Raw genomic sequence first — 18,889 nt, forward strand, 5'->3', positions numbered from 1 at the left:
CCTCCGCCGGGATCACGGCACCCCCAGCTCGAACAGGGCGTAGCCCGCGTACGACCCGGAGGCCAGGGCGGCGATGCCGAGCAGGGTGCACTGCATGGGCAGGGTCAGCCGGCGCAGCGCGAGCGCGAGGGGCAGGAACAGGGGGAAGCAGGGCAGCAGGTAGCGGGAGACGTTCGCGAAGATCTGCTGGCTGCCCAGGACCAGTGCGAGCGTGAGCACCGTGTGCACGACCAGGATCGCCGGTGGCCGCAGCCGCAGGAGCAGGGGCAGCAGCGCGAACGCCAGCAGGACGACCCCGACGCCGATCACGTCCGCGAAGGGGTAGCCGAACAGATAGCCGCCGAAGTGGCCGACCGGTACGGACGTCAGCACGTCCAGGGTCTGCTTGCCGTAGTCGAACTCGTGCGCCCAGGCGCCCGACTGGAGCTTGAAGTAGCCGCCCAGGTCGCCCATCCGGTTGCCGACCCACAGGAGGTAGCCGAACAGGCCCAGCGGGGCGAGGGCCGCCGCCAGCAGGGGGCGGGCCACCCCGTCCTCCTGGCGGCGCAGGGACAGCAGCGCGGCCACTCCGAGCCCGGCGATCAGGGCCGCCGCCGTGGGCCGGTTGAGGCCGGCCGCGAAGGCGAGGACGCCGGCGGTGAGCCAGTGGCGGGTCATGACCGCGTAGCAGGTCCAGGCGGCCAGGGCCACGTAGAGGGAGTCGGAGTAGACGGCCCACTCCACGCCCGAGCCCGGCCACACCGCCCACAGTCCGGCGGCGGCGAGTCCGGCCCGTCGGCCTCCGATGCGCTCGGCGATCGCGTAGATGCCGAGCGCGGCGGCGAACGAGGCGACGATCGACACCAGCATGCCCGCGCCGTACGGGCCGAGGCCGGTGACCGACATGACCATCCGCATCAGGGCCGGGTACAGCGGGAAGAACGCCGCCGAGTTGCCCTCCAGCGTGATCAGACCGGTGGCGCCGGGGACCGGAACGAGCTTCGGGTCGTAGCCGTGCAGGGCGATCTGCTGGTACCACCAGCCGTCCCAGGTGGCCAGCACGTCCCAGGCGTGCGCTCCGCCGCCGAACCGGGGGTCCTTGGCGCGGTAGTCCCCGGCCGAGGACAGCAGATACATGAAGGACAGGAAGCCCGTCAGCTTCAGTGCGCCGAACAGCGCGAGCACCGGGCCCTGCCGGCGGGCGGCGGTCCGCAGCCGGGAGCCGGGCCGCGGTTCGGCGTCCGTGATGTCCGTGCGGGGCAGTGTCGTGGTCATGCGGGCACCCGTCCGGTACGGGGACGGCGGCGGGCCAGGGTGCGGCGCATCCGTGCGATGCCCCGCAGGTCGGCCAGTGCGGTGGCGAGGATGTCGACGCTGCTGTCGGGGTCGTCGACCCAGTCCACCGGGACCTCGTGGATCCTCAGCCCGGCCCGCTCGGCGAGTACCAGCAGCTCGGTGTCGAAGAACCACTCCCCGTCCCGCACCAGCGGCAGCAGCCGCTCGGCGGCCTCGCGCCGCACCGCCTTGAAACCGCACTGTGCGTCGGAGAAGCCCACGGCGAGCGTGCAGCGCAGCAGGACGTTGTAGCAGCGGGAGATGACCTCGCGCTTGGGGCCGCGCACCACCCGGGCGCCGGGCGCGAGCCGGGTGCCGATGGCCAGGTCGGAATGGCCCGAGATGAGCGGTGCGACCAGCGGCAGCAGCGCGGCGAGTCCGGTGGACAGGTCCACGTCGAGGTACGCCAGCACGGGCGCCGGGGACGCCGACCAGGCCGCCCGCAGGGCCCGGCCCCGGCCCTTCTCGGGCAGCCGCAGCGAGATCACCTCGGGCAGCTCGTCGGCGAGCCGGGCGGCGATGCCCGGGGTGGCGTCGGTGCTCGCGTTGTCGGCGACGGTGATCCGGAACGGGTACGGGAAGGTGTCCCGCAGATGCGCGTGCAGCCGCCGGACGTTCGGCTCCAGGTCCTTCTCCTCGTTGAACACCGGTACGACCACGTCCAGGACGGGCTCCTCGGCCTGCGTCGGCAGGGGGGTGTGCCGGGGCAGCGGGGCTGTGGCCGATGACCGGCCCGGTCGGATGTTTATCACGTACGTCCCTGTTTGTTCTCGGTCGGCGGGCATGCCGAAGGAAGGGGAGGAGAAGGGGAGGAGTGCGGCCGGGAGTCAGTCGGTCGAACTGATCACCGATGACAGGTAGTCGGAGGGCGTGGCCGGGGCGGTGCTCACCGGTGTCGTGGGCGGCGGGGTGGTGTCCGGGTTCCGGGACGTCGTGGCGGACGGTGGTGGCTGCTGTCCGTACGTCGCCGAACTTCCGCCCGACTGCGGTGGGTTGGAGGTGGTCGCGCTCGGATCAGGGGGCGGGGAGTCGGTCGTCACGGGCGGCGACTGCGGCTCGCTCGGGGTCGCGGAGGTGCTCGGCGGGGTGGTCGGGACGGGCGTGGGGCTCGTCGCCGGCCGGGGATGCGGTGCGCTGGGCCGGTCGTCGAGATGGCCGTGCGGCCACAGGAACAGACCGAGGCCGAGCCCCGCCACCGCCAGCACCGAACCGGCCGCCCGGCGCGCCGCGCGCACCCGGCGCCGGGCCCGTACGCCCGCGCGCAGCCGGTCCCGGTGCCCGGTGTCGAAGGGCGTCTGCTCACGGGTGTTGTGCATGAGCTGCGTCAACTGCCGCTCGAAGTGATCCCTGTGCTCCATGGGTCCTCTCTCACCCCACCGGCTCGATGACGTCGGCCAGCAGCCGGCGCAGCCGGGCCACCCCGCGCGCGGCGTGGGACCGGGCGGTGCCCACCGGGCAGCCCAGCACCTCCGCGACCTGCCGGTCGGGCAGGTCCTGGTAGTAGCGCAGGACGACCGCGGCCCGCTGCTGCGGGCTCAGCTGGGCGAGCGCCGCCTCCAGACGGGAGCGCTCGGCCACGGTCGCCGACATGTCGCCGGCCGCCGCCACCTCGGGCAGCTCCTCCACGGGCCGCTCGCCCCACCAGCGCCGGCGGGCCGAGCGGGCCGCGGCCCGTGCGAGCACCTTGCGGACGTAGGCCTCCGGTGCCTCTTCGGCGACCTTCGGCCAGACGAACCACAGCTTGACCAGGGACTCCTGCAACAGGTCCTCGGCCCGGTGCCGGTCCCCTCCGGTGAGCAGACGGGCCAGGTGGAACAGCACCGACCAGCGGGCCGCCACGAACGCGTCGTACTCACCGGCCCGAGCCTGCTCCGTCCTCTCCACCCTCACGGTCCCCGTTCTCGCCGGCTGTCTTCACAAGGAGAAAGACCCTGGAGCACCTGGAACGCTGCACCCGGCGAGCGTGATCCGCGTCACGCACAGGTCTCACACAGGCTCAGACCACCCGCAGCAGCAGCACCGCGCGACCGGGCACCGTGATCTCGGTCCCCGCCGGACACACCGTGCCCGGCGGCTCCGCCTGGTCCTCCCGGGAGGTGTCCACGACCAGCTCGTACCGCTCGGCCCACGGCGGCCCCGGCAGGGCGAAGGCCGTCGGGGCGTCGCCGGCGTGCAGCACCGCGAGGAAGCTGTCGTCCACGATCGGCGCGCCCCGCTCGTCCCGGCCCGGGATGTCCCGGCCGGAGAGGTACATGCCGAGCGTGGCCGCGGGGGCGTACCAGTCGGCCTCGGTCATCTCCGTGCCCCGCGGGGTGAACCAGGCCAGGTCGCGCAGGCCGTCCGCGGAGTGCGCGCGGCCGGAGAAGAAGGCGCGGCGGTGCAGCACCGGGTGGCGGTGGCGCAGGGCGATCAGCCGGCAGGTCAGGTCGAACAGGGGGCGCCAGTCCGGGTCGTCCAGCAGCGACCAGTCCAGCCAGCTGATCTCGTTGTCCTGGCAGTAGGCGTTGTTGTTGCCGCCCTGGGTGCGGCCCAGCTCGTCGCCGGCCACCAGCATGGGCACGCCGGTGGACAGCAGGAGGGTCGTCAGCAGATTCCGCAGCTGACGGCGGCGCAGGGCCCCCACCCGCTCGTCGTCGCTCTCGCCCTCCACCCCGCAGTTCCAGGAGCGGTTGTCGTCGGTGCCGTCACGGTTGTCCTCGCCGTTGGCCTCGTTGTGCTTGCGCTGGTACGACACCAGGTCGCGCAGGGTGAACCCGTCGTGCGCGGTGACGAAGTTGACCGAGGCGTACGGGCGCCGGCCGCCCCAGGCGTACAGGTCGCTGGAACCGGACAGGCGGTAGCCCATCTCGCGCACGTCGGGCAGCGCGTGCCGCCAGAAGTCGCGGACCGCGTCGCGATAGCGGTCGTTCCACTCGGTCCACAGCGGAGGAAAGGCACCGACCTGGTAGCCGCCCGAGCCGATGTCCCACGGCTCGGCGATCAGCTTCACCCGGCGCAGCACCGGGTCCTGGGCGATGACGGCCAGGAAGGGGGAGAGCATGTCGACGTCGTGCATCGAGCGGGCCAGCGCCGCCGCGAGGTCGAAGCGGAAGCCGTCGACGCCCATCTCGGTCACCCAGTAGCGCAGCGAGTCCGTGATCAGCCGCAGCACCTGTGGCTGGACGACGTGCAGGGTGTTGCCGCAGCCGGTGTAGTCGGCGTAGCGGCGGGCGTCGTCCTGGAGGCGGTAGTAGCCGCGGTTGTCGATGCCCTTCAGGGAGAGCGTGGGGCCCAGCTCGCCCGCCTCCGCCGTGTGGTTGTAGACGACGTCGAGGATGACCTCGATGCCGGCCGCGTGCAGCGCGCGGACCATCCGCTTGAACTCGCCGACCTGCTGGCCCGTGGTGCCCGAGGCCGCGTAGGCGGCGTGCGGGGCGAAGTAGCCGATGGAGTTGTAGCCCCAGTAGTTGCGCAGCCCCCGGCGCAGCAGGTGGTCCTCGTGCGCGAACTGGTGGACGGGGAGCAGTTCGACGGCCGTGACGCCCAGCCTGAGCAGGTGCTCGACGGCGGCCGGGTGGGCCAGCCCCGCGTAGGTGCCGCGGAGTTCCTCCGGAATGCCCGGGTGCAGCCGGGTGAAGCCGCGCACGTGCAGCTCGTAGATGACGGAGTCGGCCCACGGGGTCTTCGGCCGCCGGTCGTCCTCCCAGTCGTCGTCATCGTCGACGACGACCCCCTTCGGCACGTACGGCGCCGAGTCCCGGTCGTCGCGCACGGTGTCGGCCACGTACTGCTCCGGCCAGTCGCGGACGTGCCCGTACACCTCCGGCGGCAGCGCGCTGTAATCATTTCCCCTGGCTCCGTCCACCGCGCGCGCGTACGGGTCCAGCAGCAGCTTGGCCGGGTTCCAGCGGGCGCCGGTCCACGGGTCCCAGCGGCCGTCCACCCGGTAGCCGTAGCGCTGGCCCGGCATCACGCCCGGCACGAAGCCGTGCCAGATCTCGTGCGTCAGCTCGGTCAGCGGGACGCGGGTCTCGCGGCCGCCCTCGTCGAACAGGCACACCCGGACCGCCTCCGCCCCGGCCGCCCACAGCGCGAAGTTGGTGCCCGCGACCCCCTCCGGGCCGACCCGGAACCGGGCCCCCAGTGGGGTCGGCGCGCCCGGCCAGACCATCGGGGCCGGCGGCACGGCGTGCCGGACGCCGTTCTTCACGGCCGCCGGCTGCCCGGCCCCGGCGGTCGGCTCCCCGGCCGGTGCCCGCTGCTCCGCTGCGCTCGTCACCTGTCGGCCCCTCTTTCAGTGGCTCGGCCCGGGGGCGGCGCAGTCGGCCGCACCGGATGGCCGAGCAGGCCGGCAGGCACCCTCGGCGATCCGGTACGGCCGCGCCCCGACGGCTCCGACGCGGGCGCGGCGGCTCCCCAACGTGTCGTCCTTCCCTGTCTTCTGCCCAGTGCGTGCGTCGCACTCACGTTTCCCCCGAGCGTGCCCGGTCGTTGAGCCCCGCGTGAGGCACGTACAAGGACGCGCGCGGCGCGCGGGCGCCGCGCTGGCCGCGGTACTGACATGGGCGGCACTACTGGCGGGCTGTTCCCCGGGGGGCTCCGGACCGTTCGGGCTGGACGGGGCGTTCGGCAAGGCCCCGGCACCGCAGGACGTCATCCACGTCAGCCCCGACGACGGCGGCAAAGGCGTCCGCCCCGATCAGCCGCTGCGCATCCGGGTGCCGCACGGGCGGCTGGAGAAGGTGCGCGTCGTCAGGTCGCAGGACGCGCAGGACGCCCCGGTACCGGGACGGATCAGCGCCGACGGACGGAGCTGGCGGCCCGACGACGATCGGCTCGCGCTCGCCGCCCAGTACACCGTCGACGTGGTGGCGCGGGACTCCGACGACCGCCGCTCGGCCCGGCACACCACCTTCACCACGCTCGTCCCCGCCCAGCGGTTCATCGCCTACGTCACCCCCGAGAACCGCGCGGTCGTCGGCACCGGCATGATCGTCTCCCTCGCCTTCAGCCGGGAGATCGCCGACCGTGCCGCCGTCGAGCAGGCCGTGCGGGTCAGCGCGCGGCCGCCCGTCGAGATCCGTCCGCACTGGTTCGGCAAGGACCGTCTGGACTTCCGCCCCGAGCAGTACTGGAAACCCGGGACCCAGGTCACCGTCGACCTGAACCTGCGGGACGTCCCGGGGGCGCCCGGCGTCTACGGGTTGCAGGACAAGACCTTCGCCTTCACCGTCGGCCGCAGCCAGGTCTCCCTGGTGGACGCGGCGAAGCACACCATGGAGGTACGGCGCGACGGCCGGCTGCTCGCCACCGTGCCGATCACCTCGGGCTCCCCGGAGAACCCGACGTACAACGGCAAGATGGTGGTGATGGACATGCAGGACATCACCCGGATGAACAGCCGCACGGTCGGCTTCGGCGGCGAGTACGACATCCCCGACGTCCCGCACGCCATGAAGCTCACCAACTCCGGGACCTATCTGCACGGCAACTACTGGTCGCCGGACGCCCCCGGGCACGTCAACGTCAGTCATGGCTGCGTGGGGCTGCGGGACGTCAGGGGCGGCAGTTCGGGCACTCCCGCGGGCTGGTTCTTCGACCGCAGCCTCATCGGTGACGTCGTCGAAGTCGTCCACAGCATCGACACGACGGTCGCCCCCGACAACGGCCTCGGCGGCTGGAACATGGCCTGGGAGGAGTGGAACGCGGGCAGTGCGGTGAAGTAACCCGGTGAGGGGCCGGGGTTGGGGCGGCGGCGCCAGGCGGAAGTTGCGACGGAACGGTGACATTCGCCTGACACCCCGCTCAAAACCAGGCGGTTAATATGCGCGCACCAGTGTGGTGGGGAGCGGGCCTGACCAGGTCGGGTCCGGCGAGGGGAGTGCGACTTGAACGAGCGGCCAATATCGGGGGCGTCGGCGGCGGGGCGGCGGGGCCGTACAGGGTGGGCGCTGATAACCGGCGCCCTGGTGCTGTCCCTCGCGGCGTGCGGCGGGGGCGGCGGCAAGGGGTCCGGCGCGGGCGACGGCAAGGGCGGCAGTACCCAGCAGGGCAAGCAGCAGTCCACGGCGGCGGTCACCATATCGCCCAAGTCCGGTGCCACCGGCGTCGACACGAGCGGCGCGCTCAAGGTCGACGTCGCCAAGGGCAAGCTGACCGAGGTCACCGTCAAGGACGCCAAGGGTGCGAAGGTCGACGGCACCCTCACCGGCGGGGGCGCGTCCTGGACGCCGTCGACCCATCTGGCCGCCGCCACCCGGTACACGGTGCACGCGGTCGCGAAGGACTCCGACGGGCGTGAGTCCGCCGAGGACTCCACCTTCACCACGCTCACCCCGAAGAACACCTTCCTCGGCACCTTCACCCCCGAGGACGGCTCCACCGTCGGTGTGGGCATGCCGTTCTCGGTCAACTTCACCCGGGGCATCACGAATCCGCAGGCCGTCGAGAAGGCCATCAAGATCACGACGCAGCCCGCGGTGGACGTCGAGGGCCACTGGTTCGGCAACGACCGGCTCGACTTGCGCCCCGAGAAGTACTGGAAGGAAGGCACGAAGGTCACCGTCGACCTCGACCTCGACGGCGTCGAGGGCCGCGCCGGCGTCTACGGCAAGCAGCACAAGACCGTGAAGTTCACGATCGGCCGCAACCAGGTCTCCGTCGTGGACGCCAAGAAGCACACGATGAAGATCACCCAGGACGGCAAGGTCATCAAGACCCTCCCGGTCACCACCGGCAAGGCCGGTTACGACACCTGGAACGGCCAGATGGTCATCAGCGAGAAGCTCTCGGTGACCCGCATGAACGGCGAGACGGTCGGCTACGGCGGCGAGTACGACATCAAGGACGTCCCGCACGCCATGCGCCTGACCACTTCCGGGACCTTCATCCACGGCAACTACTGGGGCGGCGACGCCTTCGGCAACTACAACGCCAGCCACGGCTGCGTCGGCCTGCGCGACGTGCGCGGCGGCTACGACAGCTCCGTCCCGGCGGCCTGGTTCTTCAACCACTCCCTGATCGGTGACGTGGTCGTCGTCCAGCACTCGAACGACCACACGGTGGACCCGTCCAACGGGCTCAACGGCTGGAACATGTCGTGGGCGGACTGGAAGAAGTGATTTTTCACTGACGAAGGGGCCCGGTGCTGTGACGGACGGCACCGGGCCCGTTGTCGTTAGTGGCCGTTAACCTGCATCCCATGACCGTGAATCTCGAAGTCGCCGAAGGCGTCGGCACCCTGCGCCTCGACCGTCCGCCGATGAACGCGCTGGACGTCGCCACCCAGGACCGGCTGAAGGAGCTCGCCGAGGAGGTCACACGGCGCGACGACGTGCGTGCCGTGGTGATCTACGGCGGTGAGCGGGTGTTCGCGGCGGGCGCGGACATCAAGGAGATGCAGAACATGGATCACACCGCGATGATCCTGCGCTCCCGCGGCCTGCAGGACGCCTTCACGGCCGTGGCCCGCATCCCCAAGCCCGTCGTCGCGGCCGTCACCGGCTACGCCCTCGGCGGCGGCTGCGAACTGGCCCTGTGCGCCGACTTCCGCATCGCTGCCGACAACGCCAAGCTCGGCCAGCCCGAGATCCTGCTCGGCCTGATCCCGGGCGCCGGCGGCACCCAGCGCCTGCCCCGGCTGATCGGCCCCTCCAAGGCCAAGGACCTCGTCTTCACGGGCCGTCAGGTCAGGGCCGACGAGGCGCTCGCGATCGGCCTGGTGGACCGGGTCGTCCCGGCCGCCGAGGTGTACGAGCAGGCGCACGCCTGGGCCGCGAAGCTCGCCCAGGGCCCCGCGATCGCCCTGCGCGCGGCGAAGGAGTCGATCGACACCGGGCTGGAGGCCGACATCGACACCGGGCTCGCCGTCGAACGGAACTGGTTCGCGGGGCTGTTCGCGACCGAGGACCGCGAGATCGGCATGCGCAGCTTCGTGGAGGAGGGGCCCGGCAAGGCCAAGTTCCGCTGACCGTCGGCGGTGTGAACTTCCCGGCAACTCCGGTTGGTCGCCTTGTAATTGACGCGTCGTCTCATCCGGGTCCCTCGATGGGGCGGATTATGGGAGCCTTAAGGCAACCTTAAGCCTGCTCTGTCGAGGGAGCCTGACGATTGCCCGGAAGTGAGCCGTTCGCGCAGGTCAACCGGGCCGCATCGGACGTCGACGTGCCGTCGGCATATGCCGCGCGCAGGAGTGAGGGCGGGGGCGTGCGGGGGGCGTATTCCTGCGGAACGGCCCCCAACGCGGCTCAGGGCGGCCATCATGGGGGCATGGCGGGGCTGGAGGGCATCGAACAGCCGCGGGGACACAGTCGTGCGGCCGCGGCACGCTGGTCGCCCGGGGTCGAGGACGAACAGGCGCTCAAGGCGCTCGAACTGTTCGGCAACCCGACGGAGGCGGAGGTCCCGCTGCCGTCCCGCCCGGAATCCGCTGCCACCGCCCGCCGGCTCGCCCAGGTCGTCGTCCTGCGCACCTGGCGGCTGAACCCCAAGCTCACCGAGGACGCCGTCCTGCTCGTGTCGGAACTCGTCGGCAACGCCGTACGGCACACCGGCGCCCGTGTCTTCGGCCTCAGGATGCGCCGCCGCCCCGGCTGGATCCGGGTGGAGGTCCGTGACCCCTCACGGGGGCTGCCCTGTCTGATGCCGGTTCAGGAGCTGGACGTCAGCGGTCGCGGACTGTTCCTCGTGGACAAGCTCTCCGATCGCTGGGGCGTGGACCTGCTGCCGCGCGGCAAGACCACATGGTTCGAGATGCGGGTGGCCGACCGGTAGCGCAGGAGTGGAATCGGCGCTGCCGCGACCCGAAATCATCCCTCAATCGGGCTAATCGGTGGTTTTCTTACCAATCACCCCTTAAATGGTGCGGGTGACCACGACCAACCGACGCGGGGTGCTGCGCGCGGGCGCCGGACTCGTCGCCGGCGGCGCGCTCGCCGCCGGTTGCGGTGCGGGCCGGACCGACCCGACCACCACCCCGCACTCTCCGTCGTCCTCCCCGTCCGCCGCCCGCGCCGCCGGCCACTCCGCGGCCAGTGCCCGCACGGCCCCCGCTCCCCGCGCCTATCCCGGCCAACCCGCCCAGATCACCCACGGCCCGCGCACCCGCCCCCAGGTCGCCCTCACCTTCCACGGTCAGGGCGACCCCGCGATCGCCCACTCCCTGCTCGACACGGCGGAGAAGCACGGCTCCCGCCTCACGGTGCTCGCCGTCGGCACGTGGCTGGACGAACACCCCGACGTCGCCCGCCGGATCCTCGACGGCGGCCACGACCTCGGCAACCACACCCAGCGGCACGTCTCCGTCAATCAGATGGCCGAGGCGGACGCCCGCAAGGAGATCACCGACTGCGCGGACCGGCTGAAGCGGCTCACCGGATCCATCGGCACCTGGTTCCGCCCCTCCCGGTCGCCGACCGCCTCCCCGCTGGTCGCCCGGCTCGCCCGCGACGCCGGGTACCCGCATGTGCTGTCGTACGACGTCGATTCGCTCGACTACACCCGTCCGGGCGCCGCCGCCGTCACCCGCAAGGTTCTCGCCGAAGTGCGGAACGGGTCGGTGGTGAGCATGCACTTCGGGTATCCGGACACCGTCGCCGCCCTGCCCGACGTCCTCCACGAACTCGACCGCCGCGCACTGCGCGCGGTCACCACCACGGAGCTGCTGAGCTGATGCGAACCACGAAAGCCGCGCGGCTGCTGGCCGCCGGCGCCGCCCTCACCGCCCTGACGCTGCTGTCCGCGTGCAGTTCCGGCTCGCAGACGCAACGGAACGAGGCCCTCGGCAGCAAGGCCGCCGTCCAGCCGCGGGTGAACCAGCAGCGGGTGAACGTGCTGCCCGGGATGCCGCCGGTCGAGGACCCCGCCGACCTCTACTCGGCCGACCGCCCGGACCAGCTCTCGCCGGTCGTCAAGGACTTCCCGTCCCGGGTGTACGTCCCCAACACCAACTCCAACACCGTCAGCGTCATCGACCCGCAGACGTACAAGGTCATCGAGACCATCCCGGTCTCCCGCCAGCCCCAGCACGTCGTGCCGTCCTGGGACCTGAAGACCCTCTGGGTCAACAACGACCTCGGCAACAGCCTCACGCCCATCGACCCGAGGACGGGCCGGGCCGGCCGGGCGGTCGCCGTGCACGACCCGTACAACCTGTACTTCACGCCCGACGGCAAGTACGCCGTCGTCATGGCCTCCATGGACCGCCAGCTGGTCTTCCGCGACGCACACACCATGAAGGTCGTCAAGGCCTTGCCGGTCAGCTGCTACGGCGTCAACCACGCCGACTTCTCGCCCGACGGCCGTTACTTCATCGTCTCCTGCGAGTTCAGCGGCGAACTCCTCAAGGTCGACACCGCGAGGATGGAGGTCATCGACCACCGCAAGCTGCCGTTCCGCGGCGCGATGCCGCAGGACGTCAAGATCTCCCCGGACGGCAGGCTGTTCTACATCGCCGACATGGTGGCCAACGGCCTCTGGATCCTCGACGGCGACAAGTTCACCCGGCCCCGCTTCCTCGCCACCGGCAAGGGCGCCCACGGCCTCTACATCAGCCGCGACTCCCGTGAGATGTACATCTCCAACCGGGGCGAAGGCTCCATCTCCGTCTTCGACTTCGCCCGGAACAAGCTCACCAAGAAGTGGCGGCTGCCCGGCGGCGGCAGCCCCGACATGGGCGGTGTCTCGGCCGACGGCAAGGTGCTGTGGCTGTCCGGCCGCTACAACTCCGAGGTGTACGCCATCGACACCGAGACCGGCCGGCAACTGGCCCGCATCAAGGTCGGCAGCGGACCGCACGGCCTCGCCGTCTATCCCCAGCCCGGCCGCTACTCGCTCGGCCACACGGGCATCTTCCGCTGAGCCCGGCGGGCGCCGCTACAGCAGCAGCGCCTCCGCGCCCACCGCGCGGTAGCCGGCCGCCTGGAACGCCCGCACACTGCGGGCGTTCCCCGGCGATACCTGCGCCCACAGCGGCTCGCCGGCGAGGTGCCGGGCGGCCGTCACCAGCAGCCGCCCCAGGCCCCGGTGCCGTACGCGCTCGTCCACTTCGACCGACACCTCCAGCCGCCCGGCGACCCCGCGTCCCAGCACCAGCACCCCGCCCCCGGCCGACCAGGCACGCACGTCGTCGCGCCGGACCCGCGCGTACGCGACCCGGGAATGGGCGGGGTCCTCGATCTCCTTCAGCGCGAGCGGCGGCTCCCCGGACAGCGGGCCGGCCACCAGCAGCGCGTCGACGACCTCACACGCACGGCCCGTACGGTCCATGAGGGCGGTCAGGAAGCGCGGGCTCGTCGCCGCCGACAGGGGATCGAGGTCCAGGGTGCGCAGCGCGTCGTGCACCCAGGCCGGATCCTCGTCCGTGAAGACGACCGCGTGGGCCGTGAACGACAGCACGCCCGCGTCCCGGGGCGACGGCTGCGGTACGACCACCGTACGGCCGTCGGCCGGCGGGAAGACGCCCAGGGCCGCCGCATCCAGGATGTCCCGCAACGTCGCCAACGCCCGCTCCTTGAGTCTCCACCCACTGGAAGGCCCAGACTCCCAGACATGACCGACGACGGCACCGGACTCCTCACCATCGGCGAGCTGGCCCGGGCCACCGGGCTGAGCGCGCGCACCATCCGCTACTGGTCCGACGAGGGCGTGCTCGCCCCGGTGACCCGCTCCTCGGGCGGCTACCGGCTCTACGACACCGCCGGCGTCGCCCGCCTGGAGCTGATCCGCACGCTGCGCGAGCTGGGGCTCGGCCTGGACGACGTGCGCGTGGTGCTGGCCGGGGAGCGTTCGGTGGCCGAGGTGGCGGCCGCCCACGTGGCGGCACTGGACGCGCAGATCAGGGCGCTGAAGGTGACCCGGGCCGTGCTGTCGACGGTCGCCCGGCGAGGCTCGACCGCAGAGGAGACGACGCTGATGAACAAATTGGCCCGACTGTCGGCCGCGGAGCGGCAGCGGATCGTGGACGACTTCGTGGAGGAGATCTTCCACGGGCTCGACACGGCCGACCCCTGGATCCGCGAGCGCACCCGTACCATCGGCGTGCAACTGCCGGACGATCCGACCCCGGAGCAGGTCGACGCCTGGGTGGAGCTGGCGGAGCTGCTGCAGAACCCGGACTTCCGGGCCATGATGCGCAGGAGGATGGAGTTCAACGCCGCCGACCGCACCCCCGACACCCCGGCCGGATCCTCCGCGGCGTTCCTCAAGCGGTTGATCGAGTTGGCCGGCGCGGCCCGGGAGCGGGGCGTGGCGCCCGGGTCGGCCGAGGCGGACGCGGTCCTGACCGAACTGTTCGGCGCGAGCGCCGACCGCACGGCCGTGCTGCGCGGTCTCGACCTCGGCGACCAGGTCGCCCGCTACCGCGAGTTGGCGGCGCTCATCAAGGGCGAGCAGGAGCCCCCGAGGTTCCAGGAGGAGTTCGGCTGGGTGGTCGCGGCGCTGAAGGCCTGGCCGGGCCGTTAATCTGACCAGCGTCAGTACGCCAGCACGGCACGAGAAACACGAACAAAAGGGGCGGATCGGTGGCGGACATCGAGGAAGCACGCAAGCAGTTCCAGCGGATCGACGCGGACGGAGACGGATTCATCACCGCCGCAGAGTTCAAGTCCGCCCTGGCTCAGGCCGGCGACTGGAACGTCACGGAGACGGTCGCCGCGGCCATCATCAAGCAGCGGGACCTCAACGGCGACCAGGTTCTGTCGTTCGACGAGTTCTGGGCCTACCTGAGCAAGTGACCCGCCCGTAGGGGGTGCGCCGGCCGTACGGGCCGGTGCACCCCCTACGTCATGCGCCGCGCCGGATCCGCACGCTCCGGCGGCCCTCGTGCCGCTCCGGCGTCCGCGGCAGGCCGAAGCACCTGCCGACGGTGATCGCCGGGGTCTTCGTGGACCCCGGACACGATTCACCCGATCGCCGGTGGTCAGGAATAGGCCCGGTGCGGAAGGAGTTGTCGCGGACGACAGAACGCATGCACATGCATGAATCGACTCCGGAAGGCCTGTCATGAAGATCGGCATCATCGGCGCGGGCAACATCGGCGGCAACCTGACCCGCAGGCTCACCGCTCTCGGCCACGAGGTCTCCGTGGCGAACTCGCGCGGCCCCGAGACGCTCAGGGAACTGGCCGAGGAGACCGGCGCGAGCGCGGTCCGGGCCGAGGAGGCGGCCAAGGGTGCCGAGGTGGTGGTCGTCACCATCCCGCTGAAGGCGATCCCGGACCTCCCCTCCGGCCTGCTGGACGGCGTGGCCGAGGACGCGGCGGTGATCGACACCGGCAACTACTACCCGCAGCAGCGGGACGGCCGGATCGCGGCCATCGAGGACGAGGGCCTGACCGAGAGCCGCTGGACCGAGCAGCACCTCGGCCACCCGGTCGTCAAGGCCTTCAACGGCACCTACGCCCAGGACATCCTGGACCGTCCCCGCCCCGCGGGCGCCCCGGACCGCATGGCCCTCCCGGTGGCCGGCGACGACGAGGCGGCCAAGGCCAAGGTCCGCACGCTGATCGACGAACTCGGCTTCGACACGGTCGACGCGGGCGGCATCGACGACTCCTGGCGCCAGCAGCCGGACACCCCGGTCTACGGCCTCCAGGCGGGAGCGGAGGCCGTCAAGAAGGCACTCACCGAGGCCTCCCCGGAACGCCCGGAGGCTTTCCGGGGCTGACCGCCCCGTCCCTACGGCGTAGCCCAGTCCGCCAGCGAGGCCTTGCTCGAGAAGTCGGCCACGTCCTTGTCGTAGGGGTCGCTGGTGTACTGGTGGAAGCGCCACTTCGCCTTGATGCGCGGGTGGCCCGCGCTCACGTAGTCGGCGATCCACAGGCCGTCGCCCGCGTAGGACGTACCGTCGATGTTCAGCCAGAAATCGCGGTTGCAGTAGAGGATGACCCGATGAGTCGGCCGCAGGGACTTCACCTTCTTGAGGAAGGCGTCCTTCTCGGCGTTGCTCGCGTGGGTGCCGTCGCCGGTGGTCTCCCAGTCGACGGCGAGGATGTCACCCGCCCTCGACGGGGCGGCGGTCACGAAGTGCTCTGCCTGGGCGGTGAGATTGCCGGGCCACAGGAAGTGGTAGAAGCCCACGACCAGGTCGGCGTCTCGGGCGGTCTTCGCCTGGGCGGTGGCGTGGGGGTTGACGTACGAATGGCCCTCCGTCGCCTTGATGAAGGCGAAGGAGAGGCCGCTCGTGTCGTACGAGGACGACTGGTACGCGCTGACGTCGATACCGCGGAGCATGTGGGGACTCCTCGAAGTGCCGGTGGGGGAAGGCAGTTGCTGGTTGAGTGATGCCCCAAGATGGCACGCCCGATCCGTCCCGCACGCATGAACGTCAGCTTCGGCCGGCCACCGAGCCGAGGACCGACGCCGACTTCGCCGACCAGTCGGAGGTGATGATGCTCGCGTGGTCCTTGGCCAGCAGTGCCAGCCGGGCCGCGACCTCGGCGTCGGTCGGGGCGGTGGAGGAGATCGCCGGGGAGACGTTGTAGGCGTCGGTCATGATCGAGATGTAGTGGTTCGTGGAGTAGAACGACGTGTCGTAGTCGTTGTTCACGTAGGTGGCCGCGTCGCCGTCGAAGAACACGAACCAGGGGCGGATCGAGGTGTCGGAGGTCCAGCGGCTCGCCCGCGGGTCGCCGCCCGCCGCGCCCAGCACCGCGGGGAAGGCCTCGGCCCGCGCGATGTTCCCGGCCGCGTACAGGTCGCGCAGATGGTCGCCGTACTCCTGGTCCGTCCAGTAGTGGTCGAACGGGTTGTTCATCTCCACGGTGCCGGGGATCACCTCGAAGAGGAACTTGCCCTTGAGGGAGTCGCGGCCCGGCCAGGCGTTCGCCTTCGCCGCCGCGTCCAGCGTGGAGTACGACGAACCCAGCAGGTCGGACGGCTTGTAGACGCTGCTGCCGAGCTTCTGGCCGATCAGCGTGTCGAACTCGTCCGGGCCGAGGCCGACGTCGTTGTTGAAGCCGACCTTCATCTCTATCTTGAAGACGATCGGCGCGTGGTCGGGGTGGAGCTGGTTCCAGGCCGCGATGTTGTCCAGGCAGCTGCCGAAGTCCTGGTCGCGGTCCTTGCTGTACAGCTCGCCCGGGGTCTTCGCGTCCTCGCAGTTGTTGTCGTCGCCGAGCGGGTTGCTGTGGCTGACCCGCCAGCGCCTGCTCAGGCTGTCCGCGTAGATGTCGATCTCCAGCAGCGAGGCACCCGAGTCCAGCGCCTGGGCGAAGTACGTGTACTTGGACTTGTCGTACGCGTTGTGCGTCCCGATCGCCGTCGTCTCCGAGAACTTCGCCGACGCCGCGTGCGCGTTGCCCGGCACCACCACCAGCAGTGCGGCCGCCCCCACGAGTGCCGCCAGTCGTCTGATCGCCCGCATGTCCGAACTCCCTTTCGTCGCAGTCGAGTTGGCGGCAGCGTAGGGGGAAGCGGTTACTGAGGGGTAGCTCGTGGCGGAACATCAGCCGTCCCACGCCGTCTACTTGTGTCCGCCACACCCCTCTGCTGTGCACAGTGCGGTTGTCGGCGGCCGAGGCGTGCACGGTGTCGTGCCCCTGGGACGACGATCTGGCCGACCGGGCCCCAGATGCTCTCGGGGTGGCGTAACGGAAGCTGGCAATCGAGAGAAAGTGCAGGTCACATGTGTTTCTTCGGTCTGGCGTCGGTCTTTCGGCCCGTGCGGGAAGCTTTGAGATTTCCCTCTGTGCCCCGGGCGGCGGCAATCTCGTGTTCACGGGGGCGTTGCCGAAGGACGGCTTCCTGAGGGCGAAGTTATATAGACAACTTTGCTCACCTGGGTGCCGTCACGGCGGTGCCCGGGGCGGAGAGGACCCAACACCGTGTCATCCCTCTCGCAGGCCGCCGGCTCCGGGAGCACCATCGCTCTCGGCTCCACGACGCCCCCGCAGCGCGGCGACAGACTGGCCTTCACCTGGACGACCGACGCCCCCGACCCCAAGAACTGGCTCGGCGTCTACCCCGCCGACCGACTGCCCGCCACCGGCAGCAGCTCGCTGGTGTGGACGTACGTGCCCGGCACGTCCGGGCAGAACACCCTGGACACCTCCGGTCTGAGCGGCGGCCCGTACGTCGCGTATCTGCTGGCCAAGGACGGCTACGGCGTCCTCGCCAAGACCGGGCCGTTCAGCTTCGCGGACGGCACCCCCGTCGGCGACTCGGTCGAGCTGGAGACCCCCGCCCCGCACGAGGGCGACAAGCTCTCCTTCCACTGGACGACGGACACACCCGACGCCAAGAACTGGATCGGTGTGTACGACGGCGACCGGCAGCCGGGGCACGGCTCCTCGCTCGCCTGGCAGTACACCCCCGGCGTCACCGGCGACGTCACCATCGACACCTCGGGCCTGAGCGGCGGCCCGTACACCGCCTACCTGCTGGCCAAGGACGGCTACGGCATCCTGGCCAGGACGGTCCCGTTCAGCTTCCTGGTCCGTCCGGTGATCCCGCGTCCGCACGCGGTCGTGGACGCGCTCACCACCGAACCGCAGACCGCGGGCGAGGACTTCGCCGTCCGGCTCGGCGGTCTGTGGATCCGGCCCGAGGGCAACGCCGCGGGCAGCGCGACCTTCCGGCGGGTCGGGGGCGACCGCTGGCTGTCGGTGGCCCCCGACGGCACGGTCAGCGGCAAGGCCCCGCTCTTCGCGCCCCGCAGGCCCGGCCGGCTGGTGGCCGCCGTCACCGACAGCGCCGTGGGCAGCGACACCGTCACCGTCCAGGTGCCCGTGCGTGCCTCCCGGGACCGGCTGCGGCTGAAGGTCGCCACGCTCAACCTCTGGGACGCCGGCAGCCACGTCGGCGGATTCCTGGAGAAGCAGCTGCGGCTGGTGTGCACCCAGGGCCTGGACGCCGTCGCGCTCCAGGAATGCGGTGACAAGGGGGCCGAGAACCTCGCCGCAGCGCTGGGCTGGCACGTCCACCAGGCCGGCGGTCTCGGCATCGTGAGCCGCTATCCGCTCACCGACGTCACCGCCCCGACCTCGGCACTCCCGGCCGCGGCGGCGACGCTGCAGCTGCCCGGCGCCCGCACCGTACGCCTGTGGACGGCCCAGCTGGACGAGGCCGACTACGGGCCGTACGCGCTGGCGGCGGGGCGGACACCCGCGCAGGTCGAGACGGCGGAGCGGGGCACGGTCCGCTACCGGCAGGCGCAGGCGCTGCTGGCCGCCCTGCGGCCGGACCTCGACTCCCGCACCCCCGTCGTGCTGGGTGCCGGACTCGCCTCGCCCTCCCACCACGACTGGACGAGCCGGACGGCGTCCGCGCACGGAGGGGCGGGCCGGGTCCGCTGGCCCGTGACGGAGGCGCTGGAGAAGGGGGGCCTCGTCGACGCCTTCCGCGACGTCCACCCCAGCCCGGTCAAGGAGCCCGGCAACACCTGGTCCCCCGTCAGAGCGCAGCGCGAGGGCGGCGACGGGGCGGAACCGCAGGACCGGATCGACCAGATCCAGTTCGCCGGGCGGCTCAAGGTCCAGGAGGCACACAGCCTCTTCACCGGCTGGCCCCGCCCGGTGCCGGACACCACCGACAACGGCTGGCCCTCCGACCACGCCGCCGCCGTCGTCACCTTCTCCCTGCCCGCCCGCGGCTGACCCCCG

Annotated in this window: 17 protein-coding genes and 1 pseudogene; 10 read left to right on the top strand and 8 right to left on the bottom strand. The window is 71.4% G+C overall.

Going from position 1 to position 18,889, the window contains the following annotated elements; translation table 11 throughout:
* Positions 1-12 precede the first annotated feature (12 nt).
* The 5 genes and pseudogenes from ADK64_RS26895 to glgX all read right to left on the bottom strand — a co-directional run bounded on the left by ADK64_RS26895 (position 13) and on the right by glgX (position 5,572).
* On the bottom strand, positions 13-1,254 hold the full coding sequence (locus ADK64_RS26895; protein ID WP_053662884.1) for a glycosyltransferase family 39 protein: 1,242 nt from the start codon (positions 1,252-1,254) through the stop codon (positions 13-15).
* Positions 1,255-1,283: 29 nt separating this feature from the next.
* Positions 1,284-2,099 (bottom strand): annotated as a pseudogene (locus ADK64_RS26900) (dolichyl-phosphate beta-glucosyltransferase); the annotation flags it as partial.
* A gap of 42 nt (positions 2,100-2,141) precedes the next feature.
* Positions 2,142-2,672, bottom strand: a complete 531-nt coding sequence (locus ADK64_RS26905) for a hypothetical protein (RefSeq protein WP_053662886.1) — start codon at positions 2,670-2,672, stop codon at positions 2,142-2,144.
* Positions 2,673-2,682: 10 nt separating this feature from the next.
* Positions 2,683-3,204, bottom strand: coding sequence for a SigE family RNA polymerase sigma factor (locus ADK64_RS26910; RefSeq protein ID WP_234384710.1), 522 nt, complete (start codon positions 3,202-3,204; stop codon positions 2,683-2,685).
* 106 nt (positions 3,205-3,310) lie between these two features.
* A complete protein-coding gene (gene glgX, locus ADK64_RS26915) occupies positions 3,311-5,572 on the bottom strand; it encodes a glycogen debranching protein GlgX (RefSeq protein WP_063789953.1) in 2,262 nt (753 codons plus the stop codon).
* Positions 5,573-5,795: 223 nt separating this feature from the next.
* Here glgX and ADK64_RS26920 point away from each other — a divergent pair, with 223 nt between their 5' ends.
* From ADK64_RS26920 to ADK64_RS26945, 6 genes are all read left to right on the top strand, one after another.
* On the top strand, positions 5,796-7,019 hold the full coding sequence (locus tag ADK64_RS26920; RefSeq protein WP_078992851.1) for a L,D-transpeptidase: 1,224 nt from the start codon (positions 5,796-5,798) through the stop codon (positions 7,017-7,019).
* 162 nt (positions 7,020-7,181) lie between these two features.
* The gene (locus ADK64_RS26925) at positions 7,182-8,414 is read left to right on the top strand and encodes a L,D-transpeptidase (protein ID WP_199829716.1); all 1,233 of its coding nucleotides are present in this window, start codon (positions 7,182-7,184) and stop codon (positions 8,412-8,414) included.
* An 80-nt stretch (positions 8,415-8,494) separates the two neighbouring features.
* A complete protein-coding gene (locus ADK64_RS26930) occupies positions 8,495-9,262 on the top strand; it encodes an enoyl-CoA hydratase/isomerase family protein (protein ID WP_053662892.1) in 768 nt (255 codons plus the stop codon).
* Positions 9,263-9,561: 299 nt separating this feature from the next.
* The gene (locus tag ADK64_RS26935) at positions 9,562-10,065 is read left to right on the top strand and encodes an ATP-binding protein (RefSeq protein WP_053662894.1); all 504 of its coding nucleotides are present in this window, start codon (positions 9,562-9,564) and stop codon (positions 10,063-10,065) included.
* Between the two features lie 85 nt (positions 10,066-10,150).
* The gene (locus ADK64_RS26940; protein ID WP_053662896.1) at positions 10,151-10,963 is read left to right on the top strand and encodes a polysaccharide deacetylase family protein; all 813 of its coding nucleotides are present in this window, start codon (positions 10,151-10,153) and stop codon (positions 10,961-10,963) included.
* On the top strand, positions 10,963-12,150 hold the full coding sequence (locus ADK64_RS26945; protein WP_053662898.1) for a beta-propeller fold lactonase family protein: 1,188 nt from the start codon (positions 10,963-10,965) through the stop codon (positions 12,148-12,150). Before ADK64_RS26940 ends, ADK64_RS26945 begins: the two co-directional genes overlap by 1 nt.
* A 15-nt stretch (positions 12,151-12,165) precedes the next feature.
* Here ADK64_RS26945 and ADK64_RS26950 read toward each other — a convergent pair whose 3' ends face one another.
* Entirely contained in the window at positions 12,166-12,792 is a 627-nt protein-coding gene (locus tag ADK64_RS26950; protein WP_053662900.1) for a GNAT family N-acetyltransferase, read from the bottom strand.
* A gap of 48 nt (positions 12,793-12,840) precedes the next feature.
* On the opposite strand from ADK64_RS26950, the gene ADK64_RS26955 reads away from it, so the two are divergent.
* From ADK64_RS26955 to ADK64_RS26965, 3 genes are all read left to right on the top strand, one after another.
* Complete coding sequence (locus ADK64_RS26955) at positions 12,841-13,752, top strand: MerR family transcriptional regulator (RefSeq protein WP_053662902.1); 912 nt, start codon at positions 12,841-12,843, stop codon at positions 13,750-13,752.
* A 59-nt stretch (positions 13,753-13,811) separates the two neighbouring features.
* Positions 13,812-14,024 (top strand): EF-hand domain-containing protein, encoded by a 213-nt coding sequence (locus ADK64_RS26960; RefSeq protein WP_053662904.1) that lies wholly within the window; start codon positions 13,812-13,814, stop codon positions 14,022-14,024.
* A 268-nt stretch (positions 14,025-14,292) separates the two neighbouring features.
* Positions 14,293-14,955 carry an NADPH-dependent F420 reductase gene (locus tag ADK64_RS26965; protein WP_053662906.1) on the top strand — a complete coding sequence of 221 codons (663 nt, stop codon included), beginning with the start codon at positions 14,293-14,295 and terminating at the stop codon, positions 14,953-14,955.
* A gap of 11 nt (positions 14,956-14,966) precedes the next feature.
* Here ADK64_RS26965 and ADK64_RS26970 read toward each other — a convergent pair whose 3' ends face one another.
* Together ADK64_RS26970 and ADK64_RS26975 are read right to left on the bottom strand one after the other, a co-directional pair.
* Positions 14,967-15,521, bottom strand: coding sequence for a glycoside hydrolase family 25 protein (locus tag ADK64_RS26970; protein ID WP_053662908.1), 555 nt, complete (start codon positions 15,519-15,521; stop codon positions 14,967-14,969).
* Between the two features lie 94 nt (positions 15,522-15,615).
* Positions 15,616-16,653, bottom strand: coding sequence for a phosphatidylinositol-specific phospholipase C domain-containing protein (locus ADK64_RS26975; RefSeq protein WP_053662910.1), 1,038 nt, complete (start codon positions 16,651-16,653; stop codon positions 15,616-15,618).
* Positions 16,654-17,113: 460 nt separating this feature from the next.
* On the opposite strand from ADK64_RS26975, the gene ADK64_RS26980 reads away from it, so the two are divergent.
* Entirely contained in the window at positions 17,114-18,883 is a 1,770-nt protein-coding gene (locus ADK64_RS26980) for a hypothetical protein (RefSeq protein WP_053662912.1), read from the top strand.
* Positions 18,884-18,889: the final 6 nt, after the last annotated feature.

Source organism: Streptomyces sp. MMG1121 (assembly GCF_001280015.1).
Lineage (GTDB): Bacteria > Actinomycetota > Actinomycetes > Streptomycetales > Streptomycetaceae > Streptomyces.

Coding starts and splice junctions, on each gene's coding strand:
- ADK64_RS26895 (WP_053662884.1), bottom strand. CDS start 1,254: ATGACCACGACACTGCCCCGCACGGACATCACGGACGCCGAACCGCGG.
- ADK64_RS26955 (WP_053662902.1), top strand. CDS start 12,841: ATGACCGACGACGGCACCGGACTCCTCACCATCGGCGAGCTGGCCCGG.
- ADK64_RS26935 (WP_053662894.1), top strand. CDS start 9,562: ATGGCGGGGCTGGAGGGCATCGAACAGCCGCGGGGACACAGTCGTGCG.
- ADK64_RS26940 (WP_053662896.1), top strand. CDS start 10,151: ATGGTGCGGGTGACCACGACCAACCGACGCGGGGTGCTGCGCGCGGGC.
- ADK64_RS26975 (WP_053662910.1), bottom strand. CDS start 16,653: ATGCGGGCGATCAGACGACTGGCGGCACTCGTGGGGGCGGCCGCACTG.
- ADK64_RS26945 (WP_053662898.1), top strand. CDS start 10,963: ATGCGAACCACGAAAGCCGCGCGGCTGCTGGCCGCCGGCGCCGCCCTC.
- ADK64_RS26965 (WP_053662906.1), top strand. CDS start 14,293: ATGAAGATCGGCATCATCGGCGCGGGCAACATCGGCGGCAACCTGACC.
- ADK64_RS26905 (WP_053662886.1), bottom strand. CDS start 2,672: ATGGAGCACAGGGATCACTTCGAGCGGCAGTTGACGCAGCTCATGCAC.
- ADK64_RS26930 (WP_053662892.1), top strand. CDS start 8,495: ATGACCGTGAATCTCGAAGTCGCCGAAGGCGTCGGCACCCTGCGCCTC.
- ADK64_RS26970 (WP_053662908.1), bottom strand. CDS start 15,521: ATGCTCCGCGGTATCGACGTCAGCGCGTACCAGTCGTCCTCGTACGAC.